The sequence below is a fragment of the Thiohalospira halophila DSM 15071 genome (assembly GCF_900112605.1).
Classification (GTDB): Bacteria; Pseudomonadota; Gammaproteobacteria; order Thiohalospirales; family Thiohalospiraceae; genus Thiohalospira; species Thiohalospira halophila.
This window is the reverse complement of record NZ_FOMJ01000002.1, coordinates 207,226-231,335: the sequence shown is the minus strand read 5'-3', so window position 1 is coordinate 231,335 and position 24,110 is coordinate 207,226. Positions and strand designations below refer to the sequence as shown.

The 24,110-nt window shown below is 70.5% G+C and carries 22 protein-coding genes; 9 read left to right on the top strand and 13 right to left on the bottom strand.

The features are described from left to right. The first annotated feature begins 19 nt into the window (after window positions 1-19). The 4 genes from BM272_RS05205 to BM272_RS05190 are packed head-to-tail and all read left to right on the top strand — an operon-like array spanning window position 20 to window position 2,482. Window positions 20-370 carry a hypothetical protein gene (locus BM272_RS05205; protein ID WP_093427697.1) on the top strand — a complete coding sequence of 117 codons (351 nt, stop codon included), beginning with the start codon at window positions 20-22 and terminating at the stop codon, window positions 368-370. Window positions 371-385: 15 nt separating this feature from the next. Further along, window positions 386-1,249, top strand: coding sequence for an HvfB family MNIO-type RiPP peptide maturase (locus tag BM272_RS05200; protein ID WP_093427696.1), 864 nt, complete (start codon window positions 386-388; stop codon window positions 1,247-1,249). Next, the gene (locus tag BM272_RS05195) at window positions 1,230-2,027 is read left to right on the top strand and encodes an HvfC family RiPP maturation protein (protein ID WP_159433025.1); all 798 of its coding nucleotides are present in this window, start codon (window positions 1,230-1,232) and stop codon (window positions 2,025-2,027) included. The genes BM272_RS05200 and BM272_RS05195 overlap by 20 nt, the downstream gene beginning before the upstream one ends. Next, the gene (locus BM272_RS05190; protein ID WP_093427694.1) at window positions 2,024-2,482 is read left to right on the top strand and encodes an HvfX family Cu-binding RiPP maturation protein; all 459 of its coding nucleotides are present in this window, start codon (window positions 2,024-2,026) and stop codon (window positions 2,480-2,482) included. Before BM272_RS05195 ends, BM272_RS05190 begins: the two co-directional genes overlap by 4 nt. A 17-nt stretch (window positions 2,483-2,499) precedes the next feature. On the opposite strand, the gene BM272_RS14165 is transcribed toward BM272_RS05190, so the two are convergent. The 11 genes from BM272_RS14165 to pdhA form a co-directional block, all read right to left on the bottom strand. After that, complete coding sequence (locus BM272_RS14165; RefSeq protein WP_093427693.1) at window positions 2,500-3,219, bottom strand: OmpA family protein; 720 nt, start codon at window positions 3,217-3,219, stop codon at window positions 2,500-2,502. Between the two features lie 61 nt (window positions 3,220-3,280). After that, window positions 3,281-4,852, bottom strand: a complete 1,572-nt coding sequence (gshA, locus tag BM272_RS05180) for a glutamate--cysteine ligase (RefSeq protein WP_240308026.1) — start codon at window positions 4,850-4,852, stop codon at window positions 3,281-3,283. A gap of 51 nt (window positions 4,853-4,903) precedes the next feature. After that, the gene (locus BM272_RS05175) at window positions 4,904-5,482 is read right to left on the bottom strand and encodes a DedA family protein (RefSeq protein WP_093427691.1); all 579 of its coding nucleotides are present in this window, start codon (window positions 5,480-5,482) and stop codon (window positions 4,904-4,906) included. A 3-nt stretch (window positions 5,483-5,485) separates the two neighbouring features. Beyond that, the gene (msrA, locus tag BM272_RS05170; RefSeq protein WP_093427690.1) at window positions 5,486-5,965 is read right to left on the bottom strand and encodes a peptide-methionine (S)-S-oxide reductase MsrA; all 480 of its coding nucleotides are present in this window, start codon (window positions 5,963-5,965) and stop codon (window positions 5,486-5,488) included. Between the two features lie 73 nt (window positions 5,966-6,038). Then, the gene (locus BM272_RS05165; protein ID WP_093427689.1) at window positions 6,039-8,297 is read right to left on the bottom strand and encodes a putative bifunctional diguanylate cyclase/phosphodiesterase; all 2,259 of its coding nucleotides are present in this window, start codon (window positions 8,295-8,297) and stop codon (window positions 6,039-6,041) included. A 62-nt stretch (window positions 8,298-8,359) separates the two neighbouring features. Next, window positions 8,360-9,727, bottom strand: a complete 1,368-nt coding sequence (locus BM272_RS05160) for a PAS domain-containing sensor histidine kinase (protein WP_093427688.1) — start codon at window positions 9,725-9,727, stop codon at window positions 8,360-8,362. 18 nt (window positions 9,728-9,745) lie between these two features. Beyond that, entirely contained in the window at window positions 9,746-10,972 is a 1,227-nt protein-coding gene (locus tag BM272_RS05155) for an argininosuccinate synthase (RefSeq protein ID WP_093427687.1), read from the bottom strand. A gap of 77 nt (window positions 10,973-11,049) precedes the next feature. Then, a complete protein-coding gene (locus BM272_RS05150; RefSeq protein WP_093427686.1) occupies window positions 11,050-11,955 on the bottom strand; it encodes an OmpA family protein in 906 nt (301 codons plus the stop codon). A 97-nt stretch (window positions 11,956-12,052) separates the two neighbouring features. Further along, complete coding sequence (locus tag BM272_RS05145; protein WP_093427685.1) at window positions 12,053-15,097, bottom strand: FAD-dependent oxidoreductase; 3,045 nt, start codon at window positions 15,095-15,097, stop codon at window positions 12,053-12,055. A gap of 87 nt (window positions 15,098-15,184) precedes the next feature. Then, complete coding sequence (locus BM272_RS05140) at window positions 15,185-16,168, bottom strand: alpha-ketoacid dehydrogenase subunit beta (RefSeq protein WP_093427684.1); 984 nt, start codon at window positions 16,166-16,168, stop codon at window positions 15,185-15,187. Then, window positions 16,168-17,160 carry a pyruvate dehydrogenase (acetyl-transferring) E1 component subunit alpha gene (pdhA, locus tag BM272_RS05135; protein ID WP_093427683.1) on the bottom strand — a complete coding sequence of 331 codons (993 nt, stop codon included), beginning with the start codon at window positions 17,158-17,160 and terminating at the stop codon, window positions 16,168-16,170. The genes BM272_RS05140 and pdhA overlap by 1 nt, the downstream gene beginning before the upstream one ends. A gap of 401 nt (window positions 17,161-17,561) precedes the next feature. On the opposite strand from pdhA, the gene BM272_RS05130 reads away from it, so the two are divergent. Continuing rightward, window positions 17,562-18,962, top strand: a complete 1,401-nt coding sequence (locus BM272_RS05130; RefSeq protein WP_093427682.1) for a class II fumarate hydratase — start codon at window positions 17,562-17,564, stop codon at window positions 18,960-18,962. 8 nt (window positions 18,963-18,970) lie between these two features. Next, complete coding sequence (gene pyrC, locus BM272_RS05125) at window positions 18,971-20,026, top strand: dihydroorotase (protein WP_093427681.1); 1,056 nt, start codon at window positions 18,971-18,973, stop codon at window positions 20,024-20,026. Between the two features lie 20 nt (window positions 20,027-20,046). Here the strand turns inward: pyrC and BM272_RS05120 are convergent, their stop codons facing one another. Continuing rightward, window positions 20,047-20,895 (bottom strand): TraB/GumN family protein, encoded by an 849-nt coding sequence (locus tag BM272_RS05120; protein WP_093427680.1) that lies wholly within the window; start codon window positions 20,893-20,895, stop codon window positions 20,047-20,049. A gap of 89 nt (window positions 20,896-20,984) precedes the next feature. Here BM272_RS05120 and BM272_RS05115 point away from each other — a divergent pair, with 89 nt between their 5' ends. From BM272_RS05115 to BM272_RS05105, 3 genes are all read left to right on the top strand, one after another. After that, the gene (locus BM272_RS05115) at window positions 20,985-21,554 is read left to right on the top strand and encodes a methyltransferase family protein (RefSeq protein WP_093427679.1); all 570 of its coding nucleotides are present in this window, start codon (window positions 20,985-20,987) and stop codon (window positions 21,552-21,554) included. Window positions 21,555-21,557: 3 nt separating this feature from the next. Continuing rightward, window positions 21,558-22,169: a ribonuclease T gene (rnt, locus tag BM272_RS05110; RefSeq protein ID WP_093427678.1), complete on the top strand. Its 612-nt coding sequence runs from the start codon at window positions 21,558-21,560 to the stop codon at window positions 22,167-22,169. A gap of 216 nt (window positions 22,170-22,385) precedes the next feature. After that, window positions 22,386-22,850 (top strand): hypothetical protein, encoded by a 465-nt coding sequence (locus BM272_RS05105; RefSeq protein WP_240308025.1) that lies wholly within the window; start codon window positions 22,386-22,388, stop codon window positions 22,848-22,850. A gap of 96 nt (window positions 22,851-22,946) precedes the next feature. Here the strand turns inward: BM272_RS05105 and BM272_RS05100 are convergent, their stop codons facing one another. Further along, complete coding sequence (locus BM272_RS05100; protein WP_093427677.1) at window positions 22,947-23,993, bottom strand: cytochrome-c peroxidase; 1,047 nt, start codon at window positions 23,991-23,993, stop codon at window positions 22,947-22,949. Window positions 23,994-24,110 lie beyond the last annotated feature (117 nt).

Here is a 24,110-nt window from a genome sequence, read left to right as displayed (position 1 = left end):
CCACCAAGGAGGAGCCACCATGAGCGATCGCAAATCCATCAAACCCGTCAGTGCGGCCCTGGGCACCGCCTTCGCCGCCGGCCTCGCCGCCGGCAGTGCCAGCGCCGACACGGGGGCCAACCCCTTCGGTCTCACGGATCTCGGCAGCGGCTACCAGGTCGCGCAATCCGAGGGCCGGTGCGGCGGCTCCGCCGAGCAGGAGCGCGAGCGCAATGCCGAGGGCCGTTGCGGGGGCTCCGCCGAGGGGGAGCGCAAGCACGAGGGCGAGGGGCGCTGCGGCGGCTCCGCCGAGGGGCGCCAGCACGGCGAGGGCAACAAGAGCAGTGGCGAGGGCCGCTGCGGTGAGGGCAAGTGCGGCGGTAGCCGCTAAAACCCCGGGCTTGTCATGAACCGCCCCGAGGGCATTACCGGGGCGGGGCTCGGGCTGCGTCGCGCCATTGCCGACGACCTGCTCGAGCCCCCCGCGCCCGGCCCCGATTTCCTGGAGGTGGCGCCGGAGAACTGGATGGGACTGGGCGGCCGCCCCGGCCGTACCTTCCGCCAGCTCACCGAGCGCCATCCCTTCATCGCCCACGGCCTGTCGCTCTCCATCGGCGGGCCGGAGGCGCTCGATACCGACTTCGTCGCCCGGGTGGGCGACTTCCTGGACGTCCACGGCTTCCACGGCTACAGCGAACACCTCTCCTACTGCAGCGCCGACGGCCACCTCTACGACCTCATGCCGCTGCCCTTCACCGAGGAGGCGGTCCACCATGTCGCCGGCCGCGTTCGCACCGTCCAGGAGATCCTCGGTCGGCGCATCGCCCTGGAGAACGTCTCCTACTACGCCACCCACGAGGCCGGCATGGGGGAGCTCGCCTTCATCAACGCGGTGCTGGAGGAGGCTGACTGCGACCTGCTGCTGGACGTGAACAACGTCTGGGTCAACGCCACCAACCACGGCTACGACGCCCGTGCCTTCCTGGACGGCCTGCCGGCGGAGCGAGTGGCCTACCTCCACGTGGCCGGCCACTACCGCGAGGCCGAAGACCTCATCATCGATACCCACGGCGCCCCCGTCATCGACCCGGTCTGGGCCCTGCTGGAGCACGCCTACCGGCGCCTGGGGCCCCGCCCCACCCTGCTGGAGCGGGACTTCAACCTGCCGCCGCTACCGGAACTGCTGGACGAGGTGGAGGCGATCCGCCGCCGCCAGGCGACCGCCGGGGATGCCGAGCCGGAGGAGCCCCGTGTCCACGCAGGCGCCTGACCCCCTCGCCCGCCAGCTGCGCGCCTTCGCCGACCACATCCGGGATCCGGAGCGGGCGCCCGCGCCCGCCGGGGTCCCGGACCGGCGCATGGGGGTCTATCGCGACCTCTTCTTCAACAACCTGCGCGGGATGCTGGCCGACACCTATCCGGTCTGCCACGCCATCCTGGGGGAGAAGCGCTGGACCTGCCTCATCCGCGCCTGGTTCCGCGACCACCGGCCCACCACCCCGCTCTTTCCGGAACTCCCCCGGGAACTGCTGACCTGGCTGGAACGGCCGGAGCGCCCGGCGCTGGCGGACGAGCCCCCCTTCCTGGTGGAACTGGCCCACTACGAGTGGCTGGAGATCGAGGTCGCCCACGCCGGCGAAGAGGATCCGGCCGCCGTTCCGGGGGACCTCCTGGCGGGGGCCCCGGTCCTGGCGGCGGCGGTCCGGTGGGCCCGCTATACCTGGCCGGTCCCCCGGCTGGGACCGGAGTACCAGCCCGGGACGCCGCCGGCCGAGCCCACGGGGGTCATCGTCCACCGGGACGGTGCGGACCAGGTGGGCTTCCTGGCCGCCACGCCGGCGACCCTGGCCCTGCTGGACGGGCTGTCAGCGGCCCCCGGGATCCCCGGCCGGACGGTCCTTGCCGAACTGGCCCGCTCCCTGGGGCATACCGATCCCGACCCCATCATCGCCGCCGGCACCGACATCCTCGCCGACCTCCGGGATCGGGGCATCATCGCCGGCATCGCACCAGCCACCGCCAACCAAGACGAGGAGGAGTCCCCATGAGCGCTATCCACCACGTGCAGGGGCTGCACGATCAGCTGGACCGGGTCGGCGTGGCCCTGGCCCCGCTGGGCCTGCGCCTGCTCCTGGCCTGGGAGTACTGGGAATCGGGCTGGATGAAGTTCACCGGGTCCAACTGGTTCGCCGAGATCCAGGGGGCGTTCCCCTTCCCCTTCAACGTGGTGCCGCCGGAGATCTCCTGGTTCCTGGCCACCTGGAGCGAACTGCTGGGGGCCATCGCCCTGGTGGTGGGGCTGGCCACGCGCTACGTCGGCGTGGCCCTGCTCATCCTGACCCTGGTGGCCTGGTACAGCGTCCACGCCGGCCACGGCTACAACGTCTGCGACAACGGCTACAAGCTTGCGCTCATGTATTCGGTGATGCTGCTGCCGCTGATCCTGTTGGGGGCCGGGCGCCTGTCGGTGGACCACTGGCTGCGTCGCCGCTTCGGCGGCTAGCCGGACGCCGGCAGGCCCTAGTCGTCGCGGGCAACGACCCCGGCGGCGGGGCTCGGCGGCACCAGGTGGATCTCCATGCGCCGGTTGCGGGCCCGCCCCTCGGCGGTGGCGTTATCCGCCACCGGGCGGTGCTCCGCCCGCCCCACCGCCTGCAGCCGTTCGGGATCCACGCCGGCCTCCTCCTGGAGGTGGCGGACCACGTTCACCGCGCGCCGGGCGGAGAGTTCCCAGTTGGTGGGGTAGGTATCGACGAGCTTCTCCCCGATGGGGACGTTGTCGGTATGGCCCTCCACGCGGATGACGTAGTCGCCGTTGGCCTGGAGGCGGCGGCCCACGCGGGAGAGCAGGTCGCGCCCGGCATCACTGAGTTCGGCCGAGCCGGAGCGGAAGAGGACCCGTTCCACCAGGCGCACGGAGAGCCGGTCGGCCATGCGGTTCACCGCTACCTCCTTGCGCTGGATCTCCTCCTCCAGCTCCGCCACCAGCTCCTCGTAGAGGGAGCGGATGCGGTCGAGCTCGGCGAAGTTCTCGTCCTCGGCGGCCAGACGCTTCTCCACCTCGGCCACCATGGCCTCCTGGTGCTCGGCCAGCTCCCGGGCGCGCGCGCCGATTTCGCGGTTGACCTCCTGCAGCCGGACCACCTGCTCCCGGGCATCCCGGGCCTCGGTGTGGAATTTCCAGGTAGTCCCGCCCAGGGCCACCGCGAGGATGGCCAGGATGATCACGGCTGCCCGCATCTCACCTCCTTCTGCATGGGATCATGCCGTCACTATGGACCAGCACTCCCGGGATTCCAAGCTAGCCGGCCTGGCTGAAGTAGCGCGCCAGGAAGGCCTCGAAGGAGCCCTCGTCGGCCGCCTCGGCGGCCGCGCGAGCTTCCCGGGAGCGCCGGGCCTCGTCCTCGAACAGGGCCCGACGCTCCTCGGTGAGCGGTCGCTCGCGGTAGGCCTCGTGGAAGCTGCGCGAGCGCCGCAGGGCGAACTCGAAGAAGCCCTCGCCGCGTTCGCGCATCTCCCGGACCATGCAGGCCGAGGGAGTGGCCTCGGGATCGGCCACCGGCTCCCGCTGGGCGGCCACGGCATCGGCGTAGGGGGTCCCGTTCTCGCCGGTATCCAGCCAGGCGGCCACCCCCTCCATGTGGTCCAGGACCTCGGTGGCCCAGTCGCGCAGGGAGACCGTTCCCCCGCCCCGTTGCAGGGCCAGCCCGGGCTCGCGGCCGCGGTGGGCGGTGGCCAGCTGGTTGGCGTCGATGGCGCGGCGCTCCACCGGCCCGATGGGCGGGCTCTCGTGGAGGAGGCAGAAGAGCATGAGCACCTCCACGAAGCGCAGCTGCCCCTCCTCCACACCCAGCGGGTGCCAGGCGTTGACGTCCATGGAGCGCAGTTCCACGTAGGCGACGCCGCGCTGGCGCAGGGCGAGTGAGGGCATCTCCAGCCCCTCGGTGGGCTGCTTGGGGCGGACGGTGGAGTAGTACTCGTTCTCGATCTGGAGGATGTTGGCGTTGAGCTGCTCCCACCGACCCTCGACCTCCACCCCCATGCGCTCGTACTCGGGGAAGGGGGTGGTAATGGCGCACTGGAGGCTGTCCACGTAGCAGTCCAGGTCGTCGTAACAGGCCTTCACCCCGGTCTGGTCTTCCCGGGTGTTGGTGTAGCCGATGTCCCCCATGCGCAGGGAGGTGGCGTAGGGCTCCCAGGCGGTGTGGTCGTCGAAGGGCTCCAGGCTCGCACCGCGCCCGGCGAGGAAGGACTTGCAGACCGCCGGCGAGGCGCCGAAGAGGTAGGGGATGAGCCAGCCCACCCGCTGGAGGTTGCGGATCATGGCGAAGTAGCCGGTATCCCGGAACTCGCGCAGGCTCCCGGCGTCGCCCTCCGTCGACTGGTAGGCGCGCCAGAAGGCATCCGGCAGGGAGAAGTTGAAGTGGACCCCGGCGATAACCTGCATCAGCCGGCCGTAGCGATGCCCCAGACCGCGCCGGTAGACGGTCTTCATCATCCCCGGGTTGGAGGGGCCGTAGTCGGCGATGGGGATGGACTCCGGGCCTGCGAGGGCACACGGCATGCTGGTGGCCCAGAGGAACTCGTCATCCCCCAGGATCTCGTGGACGAAGGTCTGGAGATCGCAGAGGAAGTCCAGCGCCTCGGCGGCGGACTCCGCCGGCGGGGTGACGAACTCCAGTAGGGCCTCGGAGTAGTCGGTGGTCAGCCAGGCATTGGTGAGCGCCGAACCCAGGGACTCCGGGTGGGGCGTGGCGGCGATCCGGCCCTGCCGGTCCACCCGCAGGCCCTCCTTCTCCAGGCCCACCAGGCGGCCGTCGGGGCGGCCGACCTCGCCAAGCTCTTCCAGCCGTGCCAGGCGTTTCTCGAGCAATTGGTACAAACGGGCTCCTCCGTCCCGACCGTTCGGTAAGAGCGATTGATTCTAGCAGCTATCCCCGGTTCGATCCCGCCGATGGAGCCGCCGCCGGAGCCACCAGATCGCGGCGACCAGCAGGGCCACCGCCACACCGGTCATGACCAGTTCCGCCCGCCAGTTCTCGGCGGTCCAGCGCAGCAGTTCCCGGCCCAGCACGTAGCCCACCAGGCTCACCGCCACCGACCAGATGGCCGCCGGGACCAGATCGAGAAGGGTGAAACGCCACCAGGGGACGCCGGAGAGGCCGAGGACGAAGGGCGTGGCGTTACGCAGGCCGAACAGGAGGCGGTAGGTCAGGATCAACCCTACGTGATGGTGGACCAGCCGCTGACGCAGGGCCATCACCCGGTGCTGCCAGCGCGGGCGGTCCGCCAGCCAGCGGGCAGCGGGGCTGCGCCCGAGGAGGAAGAAGATCTGGTAGGTGAGCACTGACCCCAGGAAGGCGCTGAGAATGACCTGGGGTAGCCCCAGCACGCCCCGAGCGGCGAATACGCCCCCGGTGGCCACCACCACCTCGCCCTCGATGAAGACCCCGGCGGCAATGGCGAGGTAGCCGTACTCCGCGACCAGACCGTCCAGCGTCACCCCTCAGCCCCCGAGGCCGCGCCGTTCCAGATAGCGCTGGTGGTAGCCCTCCGCCTCCCAGAAGGGGCCGGCGGGTTCGATGGTGGTGGCAATGGGCGCCGCGTGGCGTCCGCTGGCCTCCTCCGCCGCCCGGCTCTCCCGGGCCAGCCGCTCCTGCTCCTCATCCAGCGGGAAGAGGGCGGAGCGATACTGCGGACCCACATCGGGTCCCTGCCGATTCACCTGGGTGGGATCGTGGATGGCCCAGAAGACGCGCAGAAGCTCACCGTACCCCACCTGAACGGGATCGAAGACCACCTCGACTGCCTCGGCATGCCCCGTTTCCCCGCGGCAGACCTGCTCGTAGGTCGGATGCTCCACGTGACCACCGCTATAGCCTACCCGGGCGTCCAGCACGCCGGGCACCCGCCGGAAGGCCACCTCGATGCCCCAGAAACAGCCGGCGGCGAACCGGGCCCTCTGCCCTCCCTCCTGGCTCATCATGGCTCCCCCTTTTCCGAGTAGAGGGGTCCAGTATCCCGGCTTGCCGGCGCGACGTCCATCGGGGGAAAGATCTTCAGGGGATTCGGACCCTCTCCTCGGCAAACCAGGCCTCCAGGTCGGAGGCCGGCATTGGTCGGGCCCACAGGAATCCCTGGCCCGCATCGCAGCCCAGTCGGGCCAGCCGCCTCGCCTGGCTCTCGGTCTCGACCCCCTCGGCCAGGACCCGGATGCCCAGGGTGTGACCCAGAGCCACGACGGCCTCGACAATGGCGTCGGCCTCTTCACTATGGCCGAGTTCCGAGACGAAGGAGCGATCCAGCTTGAGTTCGTCCACCGGGAATCGCCGCAGATACGCCAGGGAGGAGTAGCCGGTGCCGAAGTCGTCGACACTGAGAGGCACTCCCATCTCGCGCAGCTCACCCAACCGCCGGGCCGCCCCTCCCAGATCGGTCATCAGCACGCTCTCGGTGATCTCCAGTTTCAGCTGCCCGCGTCCGCCCGAGATGTGGGCCTGCAAGTGGTCGATGAAATCGGCCTGGTGGAACTGCACCCCGGACAGATTAACCGCCATCGGGATACGGCCGAGGGGTGTCCCCCGCCACTGCCGGATCTGCTCGGTGGCCCGGCTCAGGACATGGTCGCCAACGGGAACGATGAGGCCATTGGCCTCGGCGCACGGGATAAACTCCCCTGGCCCCACGATGCCGCGCTCCGGATGACGCCAGCGCAGGAGCGCCTCCAGGCCCACAGCCCGGCCGGTGCGCAGGTCGACCTGGGGCTGATACCAGAGTTCGAACTCGTCGCGCTCCACCGCCCGTTCCAGGCCGGCCTCCAGTTCCCGCTGCCGGCCATGGGCGTCACCCATGGCGGTGGTGTAGGTCCGATAGCGACAGCCACGCGGGATGGAGCGCGCCGAGACCAGGGCAAGGTCCGCGGACTGCACCAGATCCTGGGCCGAACGGCCGGCCTCCGGCGACTCGGCGGAGCCGGCCCTCACGGCGATGGAGACATGACGACCCTTGACGTGGAAGGGGGCATCGAAGACTGCCAGGAGGGACTGCGCATCACCCACCTCCACCGGCAGTGCCACCGCGAACTGGTCGCCGTAGAGCTGCCCTACGAAGCCGGGGGTCGGTACCCGCCCCCGAAGGACACCCGCCACCGCCGCCAGGAGTTCATCGCCGAAGGCCTCGCCGAAGGTCCGATTGATCTCGGTAAAGCGGACCAGGTCGATGAGGAGGACCCGCCAGTCCCGCCGTGGCTCCGCCTGGAGGGCGGCATCCAGCCGCGCATTGAAAGTCCGGCGATCCGGGAGGCCCGTCACCGGATTGTGGGTAGCCAGGTACTCGATGCGTGCCGCATCCGCCTCCCGCCGGTGGACCAGGGCCAGCTGGCGGCGGACCACCGCCCCGCCGGCCAGGCCGGTCACCAGCAGCAGGCCGCCTCCGCTCAATCCCAGCTGCCACTGGCGTGCCCGGGCCTCACGCACCCGGGCCGCAGCGGCCTGTTCAAGCTCGGCGAGCAGGCCCTCCTCCAGCTCTCGTAACGCCAACAGGCGGCGTCCCTTGAGATCGAACCAGCCGGCCAGTCCGGGGGCGGGCGCCGCTCCGGCCATGCCCACACGGCGGGCCTCCATCGCCAACTGCTGGTCGCGTTCCACCGCCTTCAGACGCTCTCCCAGGGTCGCCGGCGCGCTGCGCAGGAAGGCGGCCTGATACCCCTTCTGGGCCCGCTGGTGATAATGGAGGTTGGCGAACCACTCCGGAGCCGGGTCCCGATGGCCCCCCACGGCCGCCCCGAAGGCGCGCTCCAGGCCGGCATGCTCGCGGAGCTGCAGCAGGGCCTCGCTGGCCAGGAGATACTCCGATGTGGCCCCGCTCGCCGCCGCGCCTCGCTGCTCGCGCAGTCGCCCCAGGAGATCACGGAGGCGCTCCTCGTAGGCCTCCAGGGCCTCCTGAAGACTGATCCGGCGCTGAGCAACAGTCGTCCGCAAGAGGGCCGGCGGCGGCGCTATCCCTGCCTCGGAGCCCGAGAAGGCGGCCTGGTAGGCCTTGTCCGTGGCGTGAAAGGAGGGAACCAACCGCTCCTGAAAGGATTCACGAGCACTGGCCAGCCAGATGACCGCGGCGCTGCGTTCGCGCTGGAGGGCATGCAGTGCACCGTGGAGGGCACTCAGTTCGCCGGCCTCCGCCCGCAGATCCTCGGCCTCGCCGACCACCTCCAGGGTCCGGCCGAACTCCACCGCCCAGAAGGCGATGAATCCGAGGAGTGGAATCGCGACAGCCAGCGCCATCCAGCGCCCCAGCTGCCGCTCGAAGCTTGCCGATTCCATCCCTGCCCCCAGCGCCAAGATCCCGATCCCAACGGGCGAGAGTAGGCCCGGGGACGACGCGGTTACAACCCGTTCCCGGGGGAGTCGGCCAGGGGAAGGTCAAAAAAGAAGCAGGCCCCGCCCGCGTCCCGGTTGACGTAATCGAGGCGACCGCCGTGGCGCTCCACCAGCGCCCGCGCAATGGCCAGACCCAGCCCGGAACCGCCCCCGCGGCCGCTGGCGGCGGCGGGGGTGAAACGCTGGAAGAGCTGCTCCCGGGCGGACTCCGGGATCCCCGGTCCCTCGTCGGTGACCTGGACCTGTATCCGCCCTCCGCGGGGAGCGGCCGTCACGCGGACGGTCCCACCCTCCGGGGAGTGCTTGGCGGCATTGGACAGGAGATTGGCGAGCACCTGGAGGAGACGGTCCGGGTCCACGCGGACCACGGGGTCCCCCGAGGCCGGGGACAGTGCCATCACCGCCCCGTACTGGGCGGCGTACGGCTCATGGGCGTCCACGGCCTGCTCCAGCAGGGTATTGAGGTCGACATCGCGGAAGTGGAAGGCCAGTTCACCGCGGTCGACCTTCTCCAGGTCGAGGATGTCGTTGACCAGGGCCAGCAACCGTTCACTGTTGCTACGGGCGATGTCCAGAAGGCGCCGGGCGCTGGGGGCGAGTTCCCCCATGGCCCCGCCGGAGAGCAGCCCCAGGGCGCCGAGGATGGAGGTCAGCGGGGTCCGCAGCTCGTGGGTCACCGAGGCCATGAACTCGCGCTTGAGCTGCTCCACCTGGTGGCGTTCGCTGATATCCAGGGCGACCTGGACGACGCCGGTGATCCGGCCATCGTCATCCACCAGGGGCCGGTGGTAAAACTCGAAGGGGACGCCGTTGAAGTCGGTACTCACCCACAGGGTCTCACCGGCAAGGGCGCGCTGGACCGCGTCATTCAGGACACCGTGATTACCGATAAGCAGGCGCACTGGCTGCCCCAGCAGCCCCCCGGTCTCGATGCCGAGCCGTTCCAGCCCGCGCCCCTCCAGCAGGGTGACCCGACCGGCCCGATCCAGGGTGACGATGAGCAGGGGGGCATTGGCCAGGATAAGGCGCATCTGCTCCCGACTGGTCCGCAGCTCGGCCTCCATGGACTCCCGCCGCGCCACCTCCTGGCGAAGCTCTCCCTGGGTCCGGGCGGCCTCGCTCTGGGTGCGGGCGTGGTAGGCGGCCAGCTCGGCGTGATCTGCCTCGAGCTGGCGACGGCGGGCGGCCTGAGCGGCCAGGCCAGTGAGCGCGATGCCCAGGACCGGGGCGAGGAGCACCCCGATCCAGTGGCCCGCGAACCCGGCAACCCCGGCCAGGGGCAGCAGCACCACCGCGGCCAGTACCGCGGTGGCCCGGGGTCCCGGAATGCCGATGCGCCGTCCCGTAACCCGGCCCGGCACTCCGGCGTTCATGCGGCGCTCCGGCGTGACCTAGGGCCGATGGCGCCGGGCGGCGGTGCGCAGGCGCAGGGCGTTCAGGCGGATGAAGCCCTCGGCATCCTTCTGGTCGTAGGCGCCGGCGTCGTCCTCGAAGGTGGCCACGGCCTCGTCGAAGAGGCTGTCGCTCTCCGAGGAGCGCCCCACCACGGCCACCGAGCCCTTGAAGAGCTTGAGACGGACGGTGCCGTTCACCGGCGTCTGCGAGGTATCGATGGCGGCCTGGAGCATGTGCCGCTCCGGAGACCACCAGTAGCCGTTGTAGATCACGGTGGCGTAGCGCGGCATGAGTTCGTCCTTGAGGTGGGCGACCTCGCGGTCCAGGGTCAGCGACTCCATGGCGCGGCGCGCCTTGAGCAGGACGGTCCCGGCCGGGGTCTCGTAGCAGCCCCGGGACTTCATGCCGACGTAGCGGTTCTCCACCAGGTCGTCCCGGCCCACGCCGTGGGCGCCGGCCACGCGGTTGAGATGCTCCATGAGCTCTGCCGGCGGCAGCCGCTCGCCGTCGACACTCACCGGGTCGCCGGCCTCGAAGCCGATATCCAGATAGAGGGACTGGTCCGGGGCCTGCTCCGGCGCGGTGGTCCAGCGCCACATGCCCTCCTCCGGCTCCGCCCAGGGATCCTCCAGGACGCCGCCCTCGTAGGAGATGTGCAGGAGATTGGCATCCATGGAGTAGGGTGAGCCGCCGCCGTGCTTCTTGCCCTCCACCGGGATGCCGTGGGCCTCGGCGTAGGCGAGCAGCTTCTCCCGGGAGTTGAGGTCCCACTCCCGCCAGGGGGCGATGACCCGGATATCCGGCTCCAGGGCGTAGGCACCCAGCTCGAAACGGACCTGGTCATTCCCCTTGCCGGTGGCGCCGTGGGCGATGGCGTCGGCGCCGGTGGCGCGGGCGATCTCCACCAGGCGGCGGGCGATGAGCGGCCGCGCGATGGAGGTGCCGAGCATGTACTCGCCCTCGTAGACCGTGTTGCCCCGCATCATGGGGAAGACGTAGTCCCGGGCGAACTCCTCGCGCAGGTCCTCGATGTGGATCTCGCTGACGCCCAGCTCCCTGGCCTTGGCGCGGGCCGGCTCCACCTCCTCGCCCTGGCCGATGTCGGCGGTGAAGGTCACCACCTCGCAGCCGTAGGTGTCCTGGAGCCACTTGAGGATGATGGAGGTGTCCAGGCCACCGGAGTAGGCCAGGACCACCTTGCGCACGGGGGTCTCGGAGGTCATGGGTGCGGGTGCTCCTCGCTGGATGTTCGCCCTGAATTGGAGGGCCGCATTCTAGCAGCCAGCGCCGGGCGACGGGACTACTCTTCCCGGCGCAGCTTAATCTCCACCCGCCGATCCTGTGCCCGCGCCCGGGGGCCCTGGACCTCCACGCGGGGTCCGGTCTCACGGCGCTGTGAATCCGTCCCGGCATCCGGGCCGGTCTCACCCCAGACCAGGTCGACGATCCGCTCGTCGGGGAAGCCGTTCTCCACCAGGTACTCGTGGACAGCATCCACACGGAGCTGGGCCAGCTCCTCGTTGTAGTCGGCATCGCCCACGGAGTCGGAGTAGCCACCCAGGACGGCGAATTCGGCGGTGGGGTCGACCTCCCAGTAGGCCAGCAGACGGTCCAGCGTGGCCCGCGCGTCGGCATCCAGGCGGTGTTCGTCGGAGCCGAAGAAGACCTGCAGGTTCTCGACGTCCTCGTAGGAGTCCGGATGGAGGGAGGCGGTGCAGGTATGGAACTCCTCCAGCCGCGAGGCGAGGTTCACCGCCGAGACCGAAACGCGGGTCCGGCCACTAACGGCGGCGTAGCTCAGGGTCGGGAAGAGCCCCTCCTCCAGGGCGTGCAGCGCTCGCCGGGCCGATTCACCGGAGAAGACCACCAGGGTGCGATCGTCGGCCCGCACGGTCGTCCGCTCCAGGCGCCGGTCGCGCTCGCTGCGCCAGGGCGGCGCAACGACCTGCAGGCGGGCACGGACGGCCCGGGGGGAGGGTTCCCGGTCCATCTCGAAGGTCAGGTGGATGCGATTGCCCGCCCCGGCGGTAAAGACGGCGCGACCGAAGTCGGGGATCCGCTGGGTGAGCCGGCAGGCCATGCGATCCCCGCTCACCGACCAGCGCGCGTCGTGGAGGGAGGCACGGAAGTCCCGCACCCCCTCGGCAGAGGCCGTGGTGGCAAGACTGAACAGCAGCCCCAGCAGAGTTGTGGCAATCAGACGCATAGACGCTACCCGGGCCGCACCGGTGACCCTTCCGGTCTGATTAGCGGCCGACTGCCAGCGAACTTGAGGGGAACCCCGCCGTCGCCGGCGGGCTCCCCTACTTGCCCTTCTTCTTGGACCGCCGCAGCCGGGAGAGCAGCCGTCGGGCCAGCTCGCCGAAGAGCTCGGTCTGGGTCGGGTGGGGATGGATGGCCTCGGCCACCTGTTCCAGCGTCATGCGGCCGCTGACCATCATCACCGCCTCGCCGATGAGGGTGTCGGTGTGGTCGGCCAGCAGGTGGACGCCGACGACCCGGTGGGTCGCCTTGTCCGCCACCAGCTTGATGAGGCCGACCTCCTCGCCGGTGATCATCGCCTTGGCGTCGATGTTGATGGGGGTCTTCACCTCCACCGCATCGATACCGGCGGCCTTGGCCTGCTCCGCCGAGAGGCCGACGAAGCCGGCCTCCGGCCGGGTGAAGATCACCCCGGAGTCCATGGCCTGGTCGTAGCGGGCATCCTCGCCGACCAGGTTGTGCGCCGCCACGCGGCCCTGCTGGCCGGCCGTGTGGGCGAGCATGAGGCCGCCGATGACATCGCCCACGGCGAAGATGTGGTCGGCGCTGGTGCGGCAGCGGGCATCGGCCTTGATGACGCCCTCCTCCACCTGCACGCCGGCATTGTCCAGCGCCAGCGGCTCCAGGTCGGGCCGCTTGCCGGTGGCCAGGATGACGTAGTCACAGGCCATGGAGGACTCGTTGCCCTCGGCGTCGGCCCAGGTCAGGGTCATGTTGCCGGGCTCGCCCTGGATCCCGGTCACCTTCACCGAGGTCTGCAGGGTGAGGTTGGGCTCCTCGTTGAGGGCGGCGGTAATCTGCTTGGCCACCTCGGCCTCCACCTCGGCCAGGACCCGGTCCTGGCCCTCCAGCAGGGTCACCTCGGCGCCGAAGTCGGCGAAGATCTGCGCCATCTCCATGCCGATGGCGCCGCCACCGACCACGCCGAGGCGCTTGGGCGGCTCGGGCAGGGACCAGACGGTGTCGGAGGTACGCACGCCGCCGGACTCCAGCCCCTCGTGGGCGCCCGGGATGGGCGGCACGAAGGGCGGGGCGCCGGTGGCGATAACGGCCGCGCCGAAGGTAACCGTGCGGCCATCGGAGGCATCGCCGGCCGGGGCGCGGTTGTGCGGGTCGGCGCTGTTGCCGGAGGTGTCGATGAAGACCCGGTGGTCGGTCTCGAAGCTGGCCAGCCCCTGGATGACATCGATCTTCACGCCCTTGTCGGTCTTGAGCGCCATGCCGCCGCGCTCCTCCAGGACGTGACGGCGGTGGGACTCCAGCTGCTCCCAGTCCAGGCTGGCGTTATCGGTACCGCGAATGCCCAGCAGGCCGTCGTGGGCCCGGTCGCGCATGCGGTCCGCCGCCGCGCGCCATGCCTTGGAGGGGATGCAGCCGCGCCACAGGCACTCGCCGCCCGGGTAGGGGGCGTCGTTGACCATGGCGACCTTGAGGCCGTGGCCGGCCAGGTCCCGGGCGCAGTCCTCGCCCCCGGGACCGCCGCCGATGACCACGACGTCGTAGTCCCAGTCCCCCTCGGGGATGGCGGGGCCGGTGGGGCCCATCCACTCCGTGGGGTTCTCGATGATGCCCTTGAGTTCGCCGAGGTACTCCGCCACCTGGGCGCCGTTGATGACGCGGTGGTCGGCGGTGATGGTCAGCGGCATGCCCTCGTCGCCGGCGGCGGCGATGGCCAGGATCCCGGCGGTCCCCGGGGTGGGGATGGCGGTGAAGGATTCCACCCCGAGCATGCCCATGTTGGAGACCATGAAGGTCGGGTTGGCGTACTCCTCCGGCGCCAGCCGGCGCTTGCGGGCGCGGTTCACCAGGTCGCCCCAGGACTCGTTGAGCTCCTCCAGGGAGCGCGACTCGCAGCCGCGCAGCACCGGGACCACCAGGCCGCCACCATCGGCGGAGACGGCCATGCCGATATCCACCTGGTCGCGCTCCACCAGCTTGTCCACCGGCTGGTAGGCCCAGTTCATGGCCGGGTGCTTCTGCATGGCCAGGGCACACGCCTTGGCGATGGCCACGGTCACGGAGACGCCGTGGGCCTTGGCCGCCTTGATCAGGGCCTCCGGCCTGGCGCGGAGGGTGACCTCGAAGGTGGGCATGGTGAGCGAGGCGGTCATGGAGTGGCTCACCGCCTTCTCCATGGCCGTCATGTTGCGGCCGTCGCCGGGGACCTGGATCTCCGGCATGACGTGGGCCGGCACCTGCTCGGCGGTCTCGGTGGGCCGGGCCACCGGCTGGGCATTGCGCACGTCCTCGGCGGTAATGACGCCGTCCGGGCCGCTGCCCTTGAGGTTGTTCAGGTTCACACCCTGGGAGGCGGCGATCTTTCGGGCGTAGGGCGTGGCGTGCTTGTTCTCGGGGCGCGGGGCCGGGGTGACATCCCCCTCCCCGCCAGCCGGTGCCGCCGGGGCGGCGGTGGCGGCAGGCCGGGTATCGCCGCCGCCATGGGCCTCGCTGCCCCCGGCCGAGGCACCACCGCCGGAGACGGCGACCCCCTCGTAGACCACCTGGTCGGCCGAATCCACCAGGAAGGCCAGGGGCTCACCCACCGGGATGACCGAATCCACCTCGGCGCGCGGACCGGAGAGGTAGCCCTCGCGGAAGATCTCCACGTCCATGATCGCCTTGTCGGTCTCCACCGTGGCGACCACGGTCCCGCGCTCGATGGGCTCGCCCAGCTCCTTCTCCCAGCTGACCACGGTGCCCTCGGTCATGGTGTCCGAGAGCTGGGGCATCTTGATGGTGTGGGAGGCATCGGCCGGGGCGGCCGGGGCCGGATCGGCCGCCGGCTCCGGAGCGGCCTCGCCAACCGCCGGCGCCTCGGCATCGGCCCCGGCCACCTCGTCCTCGCTGGCAACGATGTAGGCGATGGCCTCGCCCACGGCGACGGTGGCGTCCACCGGTGCAACGGGGCCGGAGAGGTAGCCCTCGCGGAAGACCTCCACATCCATGATCGCCTTGTCGGTCTCCACCGTGGCGACCACGTCGCCGCGGGTGATGGGATCCCCGACATTCTTCTCCCAGCTGACCACGGTGCCCTCGGTCATGGTGTCCGAGAGCTGGGGCATCTTCACGGTATAGGGTTCGGCCATGGCTAGTCCCGCTACGTTGGAGGTTCCGAGGGCCGCCGGACGGCGGCCGTTACCGGGGCACGCGGCCCCGTGCCCGAGGGGTCGCGCTCAGCCCCTGCCGAAGAGCTGGCGGACGGCGGTCACCACGTCCTTGGCGCCCGGCACCACCGCCTTCTCCAGGGTGCGGCTGTAGGGCATGGGGACGTTCTTCGCCGATACGCGCCGGGGCGGGCCGTCGAGCTCGAAGAAGCACTCCTCGTTGATCACGGCGGCCACCTCGGAACCCACGCCACAGGCGGGCTCGGCCTCCTCCACCACCACCGCCTTGTGGGTCCGCGAGACGGACTCGCGGATCCCCTGGCGGTCCAGCGGGGAGAGGGCGTAGAGGTCGACCACCTCCGCCTCGATGCCGTCCTCGCGGGAGAGGACCTCGGCGGCCTCCAGGGCCCAGTGGACGGAGATGTTGTAGCCGAACAGGGTCACGTCGCGACCCTGGCGCGCCACCTCGGAGCCCTCCAGGGGGGTGAAGGACTCGTCGTCCGGGACCTCGCCCTTGAGGTTGTACATGAGCTCGTGCTCGTTCATGAAGACGGGGTCGTCACAGCGCACCGCCGACTTCAGCAGACCGTAGGCCTGGCGCGGATTGGAGGGGGTGACCACCCGCATCCCGGCGATGCCCATGAAGACCTTCTCCATGCGCGCCGAGTGCTGCCCGGCGAGCTGGTGGGCCACGCCACCCGGGGAGCGGATGACGCAGGGGGCGGTGAGCTGCCCGCCGGACATGTAGCGCACCTTGGCGGCGGAGTTGAACATCTGGTCCATGGCCAGCCAGGCAAAGTTCACCGACATGATCTCGATGATGGGCCGGGCGCCGATGAAGGACGCGCCGATGCCCAGCCCGGTATAACCGTTCTCGGAGATCGGGGTATCGATGACCCGGTCGGCGCCGTACTTGTCGTAGAGCCCCTGGGTGGCCTTGTAGGTCCCGCCCATCACGCCCACGTCCTCGCCCATGCAGAAGACCAGGGGATCGCGGCTCATCTCTTCGTCATGGGCGCGGCGCAGCGCGTCCCACATCATCATCTCGCTCATCAGCGGGCCCCTCCCTTCACGTACGGGTCGTTCTCGGCGAGCGTGTAGCGCTCCACCTCCGCCGGGTCCGGCTCCGGCGACTGCTCGGCGTAGGGCACCACCTCGTTCTCCAGGTAATCCAGGATCTCGGTGTCCATGGCCTTGTAGTCGTCCTCGGTGAGCTCACCCGCCTCGATGAGGCGGTCCCGCAGGGTGATGATCGGGTCCCGGGTGCTCCAGCGGCGCTCCTCTTCCTTCTCGCGATAGGCGTTGGAGTCGGACATGGAGTGGCCGCGGTAGCGGTAGGTGAGCAGCTCCAGGAAGTAGGGGCCCTTGCCGCTACGGACATGCTCCACGGCCTTATGGGCGGCCTCGTGGACCGTCTCCACATCCTGGCCGTCCACCTGGTCGGCCTCGATGCCGTAGCCGCAGACCCGCTGGTACTGGTCGGTGACGGCGGTGGAGCGGTCGATGCGGGTGCCGATGCCGTAGAGGTTGTTCTCGCAGACGTAGAGCACCGGCAGGTCCCACAGGGCGGCCATGTTCATGGACTCGTGGAAGGTGCCCTGGTTGTTGGCGGCATCACCCAGGAAGCAGATGGCGATCTCGTCGCCGCCCTTGAGCTTGAGGGTCTTGGCCATGCCGGCGGCCAGGGGGAAGGGTCCGCCCACCAGGGCATACCCGCCCATGAAGCGGTTCTCCACGTCGAAGATGTGCATGGAACCGCCGCGACCCTTGCTGGAGCCACCCTCCTTGCCGAAGAGCTCCGCCATGACCTTCTTGGGGTCGGCGCCGGCAAGGATGGCGTGCACGTGGTCGCGATAGCCGGTGATGACGTAGTCATGGCCCGGCCGGGCGGCCTCCATCACGCCGTGGGCGCAGGCCTCCTGCCCGGGGTAGAGATGGAGGAATCCTCCGATGCGCCGCTCCACGTAGGCCTCGTAGCAGCGCTCCTCGAAGCGCCGCGCCAGGAGCATGGAGCGCAGCAGGCGTTTCTTGTCCGCGGTGTCCATGAAGGCACCCTCATTCTGGCAAACCGGAACCCGGGACATGCACGGCCATCGCAGACCTGACCCCGGGAAGATGCAAGCCGCGGATCATCGGCATTTTCACCACCAAGGTCAAGAAATCCCGGCGGTATACCTTTTCCGGCGAGAACGGGTTCGCGTTACCTCCGTTCTGATTTTGAGGGGCCCTGTCGAGGAGAGGTAGGGGGTGCACGGGGACGCGAGGACCATCCCTGGCGCTCCACGGCGGCCATCCATGGCCGCCGAGGCCCCGTGCACCCCCTACCTCTCCCCGACAGGGCCGCCAACCTCTTCCGCTCTTATCGAAACCCGTCACACCCGCCCGGGCCCTCCCCGCGGATACTCCCGCCACGTAGAATGGTCACCAGTAAACGAGGGAGGCAAAGATGGCGAGCGACGACGGCTACCGCATCGAACACGACAGCATGGGCGAGGTCGCGGTCCCCGCCCGGGCGCTCTGGGGCGCCTCCACCCAGCGGGCAGTGGAGAACTTCCCCATCAGCGGCCAGCCGCTGCCGCCGGCCCTCATCCACGCCCTGGGCCATATCAAGGCGGCCTGCGCCACTGCCGCCGCCGAGCTGGGCACGCTGGATACCCCGCGAGCCGAGGCCATCATCGCCGCCGCCCGGCGCGTGGCCGCCGGCGAGTTCGACGACCACTTCCCGGTGGATGTCTTCCAGACCGGCTCCGGCACCAGCTCCAACATGAACGCCAACGAGGTCATCGCCCGGGTCGCCAGCGAGGCCAGCGGCCTGACCATCCATCCCAATGACCACGTCAACGTCGGCCAGTCCTCCAACGACGTCTTCCCCTCCGCCGTCCAGGTGGCGGCGGCGCTCACCGTTACCGGGGTGCTGGACCCGGCCCTGGCCCACCTGGCCGCCGCCCTGGAGGCGCGCGCCGCGGAGCTGGACGACACGGTCAAGACCGGCCGCACCCACCTCATGGACGCCATGCCGGTGACCCTGGGCCAGGAGATCACCACCTGGGCGCGGCAGATGGAGACCGCGCGCCAGCGCCTGGCCGAGTCGGCCCCGCGCCTGGCCGACCTCCCCCTGGGCGGTACCGCGGTAGGCACCGGCGTGAATGCCCCGGCCGGCTTCGGCGCCCGCACCGCCGCCGCCCTGAGCGCGGAGACCGGCCACGACTTCACCGCCCAGGACCACCCCTTCGTGGGGATCAGCGCCCCGGATGTCGCCGCCGAGGTCAGTGGCCAGATGAAGGCGGCGGCCGCCGGCCTGATGAAGATCGCCAACGACCTGCGCTGGATGAACTCCGGCCCCCTGGCCGGGCTGGCCGAGATCACCCTGCCGGCGCTGCAGCCCGGCTCCTCCATCATGCCCGGCAAGGTGAACCCGGTGATCCCGGAGGCCGCCGCACAGGTCTGCGCCCAGGTCATCGGCAACGACGCCGCCGTGACCACCGCTGTCCAGTCGGGGAACTTCCAGCTCAACGTCATGCTGCCGCTCATCGGCCGCAACCTGGTGGAATCGGCGACCCTGCTCGCCGGCGCCAGCAACGCCCTGGCCGACAAGGCCGTGGCCGGCTTCCACGTGAACCGGCAGAACCTGCAGCAGGCGCTGGCGCGCAATCCCGTCCTGGTCACCGCGCTCAACCCGGTCATCGGCTACGAGAAGGGGGCACTCATCGCCAAGCGGGCGCAGGCGGAGGGCCGTTCGGTGCTGGAGATCGCCCGCGAGGAGACCGACCTGGAAGAGGCGGAGCTGCGCCGGCTGCTGGACCCGGCGGGGCTCACCGGCCACGACCCCGATCAGGCGCCGGTATAGGAGGGACCATGGAGACAAACCCGCAACGCCTGACCCTGCCCCGCCCCGACGACTGGCACCTCCACCTGCGGGACGGCGCCATCCTGGAGGCGGTGGCCGGCCACAGCGCCGCCACCTTCGCCCGGGCCATCATCATGCCCAACCTCCAGCCACCGGTGACCACCACCGCCCTGGCGGCGGAGTACCGGGAGCGGATCCGGGCCGCCCTGCCGGCGGGCAGCGACTTCCAGCCGCTGATGACCCTCTACCTCACCGACAACACCGAGCCGGCCGAGATCGACCGCGCCGTGGACAGCGGCCTGGTCTTCGCCGTGAAGCTCTACCCGGCGGGGGCGACCACCCACTCCGATGCCGGCGTGACCGACCTGGCCACCCTGACGCCGACCCTGGAGCGCATGGCCGAACGCGGCCTGCCGCTGCTCATCCACGGCGAGGTCACCGACCCGGCGGTGGACATCTTCGACCGCGAGGCGGTCTTCATCGAGCGCGTGCTCACCCCGCTGCGGACGCGGGTACCGGCGCTGCGCATCGTGCTGGAGCACATCACCACCCGCCAGGCGGCGGAATGGGTGCGGGACGCCGACGACGGGGTGGCCGCCACCATCACGCCCCAGCACCTGCTCCACAACCGCAACGACCTGCTGGTGGGCGGGATCCGGCCCCACCGCTACTGCCTGCCCATCCTCAAGCGCGAGGAGCACCGCCAGGCGGTGGTGGCCGCCGCCACCTCCGGCTCGCCGAAGTTCTTCGCCGGCACCGACAGCGCCCCGCATCCGCGCGGGGCCAAGGAGAGCGCCTGTGGCTGCGCCGGGATCTACTCCGCGCCCCAGGCCCTGCCGCTCTACGCCGAGGCCTTCGAGGCCGCCGGCGCCCTGGAGCGCCTGGGGGACTTCGTGGGGGGATTCGGGGCCGACTTCTACCGCCTGCCCCGGAACCGGGAGACGGTGGAGCTGGTCCGGGAGCCGTGGACGGCACCGACCGCCTACCCCGCCGGGGAGGAGACCATCGTCCCCCTGCGGGCGGGGGAGACCCTGGCGTGGCGAGTGGCCGGCATGAGCGACTGAAGCACCTCGGGCGGTGGCGCTCAGTCGGCTCGGCTCACCCGGTAGCCGGCCGCCTCCAGGCGCTCCAGGATCCGGGGGACGTGCAGGGCATGGAGCGCCACCAGGGGCCGCTGGCCCTCGGCCAGTCGGCGCTCCAGCCGCGCGGCCATGCGCTGCCCGCGCTGGACGATCACCGCCTGGCGAAAGGCCGCGGAGACCTCCTCGTCGGCCCCCTCCACGAGCTCGACGAAGCGGCGGGCCACCGCGCCGGGGTCCTGCTCCAGCCAGGCCGCCTCCTGGCGGGCCTGCCAGCGCCCCAGCCGGGGCCGGAACTCGGTCAGATGGGCGATGAGGCCGACCTTGTCCGGCAGGCTCAGCCCCGCCAGGGCCGCGATATGCTCGGAAGCGCTCTCCAGGCCGTGGATGGGCAGGCCGGTCCGCCGGGCGCGCTGGATCAGGGGGAGGACCGGTCCCGCCGGGTCGAGCCCCGTCGGCGTGGCCAGGGCGAGGGCCACCGCCCAGGGTTGCAGGCGCGCCAGCTCCTCCCGGGAGAGGCCGCTCCCCTCCAGGGCGCGGTGGGCCCGGGCAAAGAGCGAGAGCCCCAGCGGGTCCCGCAGATCCTCGCCCGGGGGCAGCTGGCTCGCGTCCGCCACCTCGCGGCGGGCCGCCGCGTCCGGTCGCACGCCCACGACCAGGCCGTCGGCGCGGTCCAGGGCACGCTCCACGGGGGACGGCAGACGCCGGATCCGCGGATCGCTTGAGGGGAGGGTGGCGTAGACCCACGCGGCCGGTTCCCCGGCGGGATCCGTCACGGTGTAGAAAAGCCCCGGCCGCGCCGCCGCGAGGGCGGGGAGCAGGAGCAGGACAACGGCCAGGAGGCTGCGGATCATGGGTTCACCTTTGAGGAGACCTTCCGGGTGGCCTTTCCGGGCGCCGGAGGGCTGCTAGAATACGCGTTTTACCAACCCTGGGGCGAACCATGCTGGACCGGCAATTCTGGAAGAGCGCGCGGGTACCCACTGCGCGGTTGTTCATCGTGGCCGTGGTGCTCTACAGCTTCGTCTGGCAGCGCATCGAAGTGCCGCCGCTGACCTCGGCGCTCAGCCTGGCGGGCATCGCCCTGGCCGTGCTCGGCGTTCTGGTTCGCGGCCTGGCCGCCGGCTATCTGCACAAGAACCAAGAGCTGGCCACCGACGGCATCTACGCCCTGGCCCGCCACCCGCTCTACCTGGGCTCCAGCCTCATCGCCCTGGGGCTGATGCTGGTCATCCGCGACCCGGTAGTAGCCGGGGCACTGGTGGCGGTCATGGTAATCACCTACCTCCCCACCATCGCCAGCGAGGAGGCCAAGATGGCCCACCGCTTCCCGGAGGCGTGGCCCGGCTACCGCGATTCCACTCCCCGACTCCTGCCCCGCATCGACCGGGCCGGCCGGATCGCCCGGGGCGGCTGGGACGCAGCCCAGTGGCGCCGCAATACCGAGTACAACGCGCCGCTGGCGGTCCTGCTGGCCCTGGTCGCCCTCCAGCTCTACCGCCTCTTCGTCTAGGTGATGGATCCGACCACCCGCTTCCGTGGCTACCTCCCCGTCGTGGTGGACGTGGAGACCGCCGGCTTCAACCCCCAGGGCGATGCCCTGCTGGAGCTGGCCGCGGTCCCCGTGGTCCCCGGTGAGGGGGGGTGGCACCCGGGTGCCGTCCACGAGGCGGCGGTGGAGCCCTTCCCCGGCGCCAACCTGGAGGAGTCGGCCCTGAAGTTCACCGGCATCGACCCGGCCGACCCGCTACGCGGCGCCCTGCCCGAGGCCGAGGCGCTAACGGAGGTGCTGAACCCGGTACGCCGGGCGGTGGCCGACCACGACTGCAAGCGCGCCATCCTGGTGGGCCACAATGCGGCCTTCGACCACGCCTTCCTGAATGCGGCGGTGAACCGCACCGGCTTCAAGCGCAATCCCTTCCACCCCTTCTCCAGCTTCGATACCGCCACCCTGGCGGGCCTGGCCTACGGCCATACCGTCCTGGCCCGGGCCATGGAGCGCGCCGGCCTGGAGTGGGACGACGAGCGCGCCCACTCCGCCGCCTACGACGCCGAACGCACCGCGGCGCTGTTCGCCACCATCGTGAACACCTGGGACCACTTCATCGGCATCCCCGGCGGGGAGTAGCGCCCCACCCGGGTTCCCGCGGAGCTGCCCCACCCTGCACACCGGCCGGGACCGGCTGCCACCACCGACAGCCCCGTCGCCGCCCAGCCGGCCACCGGGCCGGCCACCGGGCTGGTGGCAGGGTCCTTGCGTGTCGTGGATGACGCCCGCACCTGATCCGTAACCGGCCTCGCGCCGCGGGTACGGGCCGGCTCACCACCCACACGGAGAATACCCATGACCCCCGGTCCCAGAGGCAGGGGCGGCCACGGCCTGGATCCGGAGAGGCGCGCCCGCCACCGCCACGATCAATCCGTCTTCCATCGGCTGCTGGAGCGCCACGACGCCATCCAGCGCCAGCGCGAGGTCCTCGACAACGGCATCCGCACGCTGACCACCTCGGCCGACCCGGAGGTGGTGGCGCTGCTCCACGACCACGTCCCCGCCATGCACCAGCGGCTGGAGGAGGGCTTCGCCCTGCGGCGGTGGGACCCCCTCTACGTCGAGATCTTCGCCCACCGCCAGCAGCTGCGGATGGCCATCGAACTCCTGGAGGACGGCGTTCGCGTGGAGGAGACCAGCGACGACCTCTGGGTCGTCCGTCTCATCCAGGCCCACGGAACGGCCGTGGATGCCTTCGTCGCCCACGGCCACGAGGCCGCCGGGCAGCCCAGCCCCATGCCCGGCGAAGGGAAGGACTGAAGGGCCCGCAGGCACAAAAAGGCGCCCCCCATCCGGAATGGGCGGGCGCCATAGCGAGGCTCAGTAGAGGGGGCGGTCAGACCGCCCCCGCAAGCCTTACGGCCGGTACTCGAGGACCGAGCTCTTGCCGGACATGGAGGGCACCCGCGGCAGCTCCTGGTCGGGGAAGCTGTTGGCGGTGAGCGCACCCATGAAGGCCACGATGTCCTCCACCTGCTGGTCGCTCAGCTCCTTGTTGAGCTGGGTCTTGCCCATGAGCCGGACGGCCTCGTCGAGGCTGTTCACCGCACCGTTATGGAAGTAGGGGGCGGTGAGCTCGACGTTGTAGAGGGTCGGCACGCGCCACATGTGCTTGTGGCTCTCGTTGCCGGTGGCCGCGTGGCGGCCGGTGTCTTCCATGAGGTCGTACTTTTCGACGTACTGGTTGTCCTCGAAGGTCGGGAACTTCTGGAAGAACCCGGTGCCCAGCGGCATCTGCGGGCCGGCGAAGGCCGGGCCGCTGTGGCAGCTGGTGCAGCCGACCTCCTTGAAGGTCTCCATGCCGCGCAGCTGCTTGTCGGTCATGGCATCCTCGTCGCCGTTCACGTAGTTGTTGTACGGCGTGTCGGGGGTCAGCAGGGTCCGCTCATAGGCGCCGATGGCCTTGGTCATGCGCTCAATGTTGACCTCTTCGCTACCGAAGACCTCCTTGAACTCCTCGCGGTAGCCCTCGATGCCGCCAATCCGCTCGGCGGTGAAGGCGTGGTCCGGCATGCCCATCTCCACCGGATTGACGATGGGGCCGGCGGCCTGGTCCTCGAGGGTATCGGCGCGGCCGTCCCAGAACTGGACCGACAGGAAGGCGGCGTTCCAGACCGTGGGTGCATTGCGCGGGCCGGTCTCGCCGTGGACGCCCATGGAGGTCCGACGGCCGTCGTCGCCCCCCTCCATGACGTTATGGCAGGTGTTGCAGGAGACCGTGCCGGTGGAGGAGATCCGCGGGTCGAAGTAGAGCTTCTTGCCCAGTTCCACCTTGGCCTCGGTGGTCGGATTGTCCTCCGGCGTCGGCGGCTCCTCGGGCATGGCCGGCCACTGCTGGGCGGCGGCGACCCCGGCGAAGCCGCCGAGGGCCCCGGCGACGAGGATGGAGGTAATACGCTTCATGGCAACTCCCCTGTTGGCGTTTCTCGGTTGGAAAGGCATTAATGGTTACGGGTCCAATTTAGACCAGTTCTAAACGGCCGTCAAAAAATCGGGGGTCGGTGGAACACCTGACCCCCG

Excerpts from the sequence above, each read along its gene's own strand:
- BM272_RS05205 (WP_093427697.1), top strand. The coding sequence starts at position 20 with ATGAGCGATCGCAAATCCATCAAACCCGTCAGTGCGGCCCTGGGCACC.
- BM272_RS05200 (WP_093427696.1), top strand. The coding sequence starts at position 386 with ATGAACCGCCCCGAGGGCATTACCGGGGCGGGGCTCGGGCTGCGTCGC.
- BM272_RS05190 (WP_093427694.1), top strand. The coding sequence starts at position 2,024 with ATGAGCGCTATCCACCACGTGCAGGGGCTGCACGATCAGCTGGACCGG.
- BM272_RS14165 (WP_093427693.1), bottom strand. The coding sequence starts at position 3,219 with ATGCGGGCAGCCGTGATCATCCTGGCCATCCTCGCGGTGGCCCTGGGC.
- msrA (WP_093427690.1), bottom strand. The coding sequence starts at position 5,965 with ATGATGAGCCAGGAGGGAGGGCAGAGGGCCCGGTTCGCCGCCGGCTGT.
- BM272_RS05165 (WP_093427689.1), bottom strand. The coding sequence starts at position 8,297 with ATGGAATCGGCAAGCTTCGAGCGGCAGCTGGGGCGCTGGATGGCGCTG.
- BM272_RS05160 (WP_093427688.1), bottom strand. The coding sequence starts at position 9,727 with ATGAACGCCGGAGTGCCGGGCCGGGTTACGGGACGGCGCATCGGCATT.
- BM272_RS05155 (WP_093427687.1), bottom strand. The coding sequence starts at position 10,972 with ATGACCTCCGAGACCCCCGTGCGCAAGGTGGTCCTGGCCTACTCCGGT.
- BM272_RS05150 (WP_093427686.1), bottom strand. The coding sequence starts at position 11,955 with ATGCGTCTGATTGCCACAACTCTGCTGGGGCTGCTGTTCAGTCTTGCC.
- BM272_RS05145 (WP_093427685.1), bottom strand. The coding sequence starts at position 15,097 with ATGGCCGAACCCTATACCGTGAAGATGCCCCAGCTCTCGGACACCATG.
- BM272_RS05140 (WP_093427684.1), bottom strand. The coding sequence starts at position 16,168 with ATGAGCGAGATGATGATGTGGGACGCGCTGCGCCGCGCCCATGACGAA.
- pdhA (WP_093427683.1), bottom strand. The coding sequence starts at position 17,160 with ATGGACACCGCGGACAAGAAACGCCTGCTGCGCTCCATGCTCCTGGCG.
- BM272_RS05130 (WP_093427682.1), top strand. The coding sequence starts at position 17,562 with ATGGCGAGCGACGACGGCTACCGCATCGAACACGACAGCATGGGCGAG.
- pyrC (WP_093427681.1), top strand. The coding sequence starts at position 18,971 with ATGGAGACAAACCCGCAACGCCTGACCCTGCCCCGCCCCGACGACTGG.
- BM272_RS05120 (WP_093427680.1), bottom strand. The coding sequence starts at position 20,895 with ATGATCCGCAGCCTCCTGGCCGTTGTCCTGCTCCTGCTCCCCGCCCTC.
- BM272_RS05115 (WP_093427679.1), top strand. The coding sequence starts at position 20,985 with ATGCTGGACCGGCAATTCTGGAAGAGCGCGCGGGTACCCACTGCGCGG.
- rnt (WP_093427678.1), top strand. The coding sequence starts at position 21,558 with ATGGATCCGACCACCCGCTTCCGTGGCTACCTCCCCGTCGTGGTGGAC.
- BM272_RS05105 (WP_240308025.1), top strand. The coding sequence starts at position 22,386 with ATGACCCCCGGTCCCAGAGGCAGGGGCGGCCACGGCCTGGATCCGGAG.
- BM272_RS05100 (WP_093427677.1), bottom strand. The coding sequence starts at position 23,993 with ATGAAGCGTATTACCTCCATCCTCGTCGCCGGGGCCCTCGGCGGCTTC.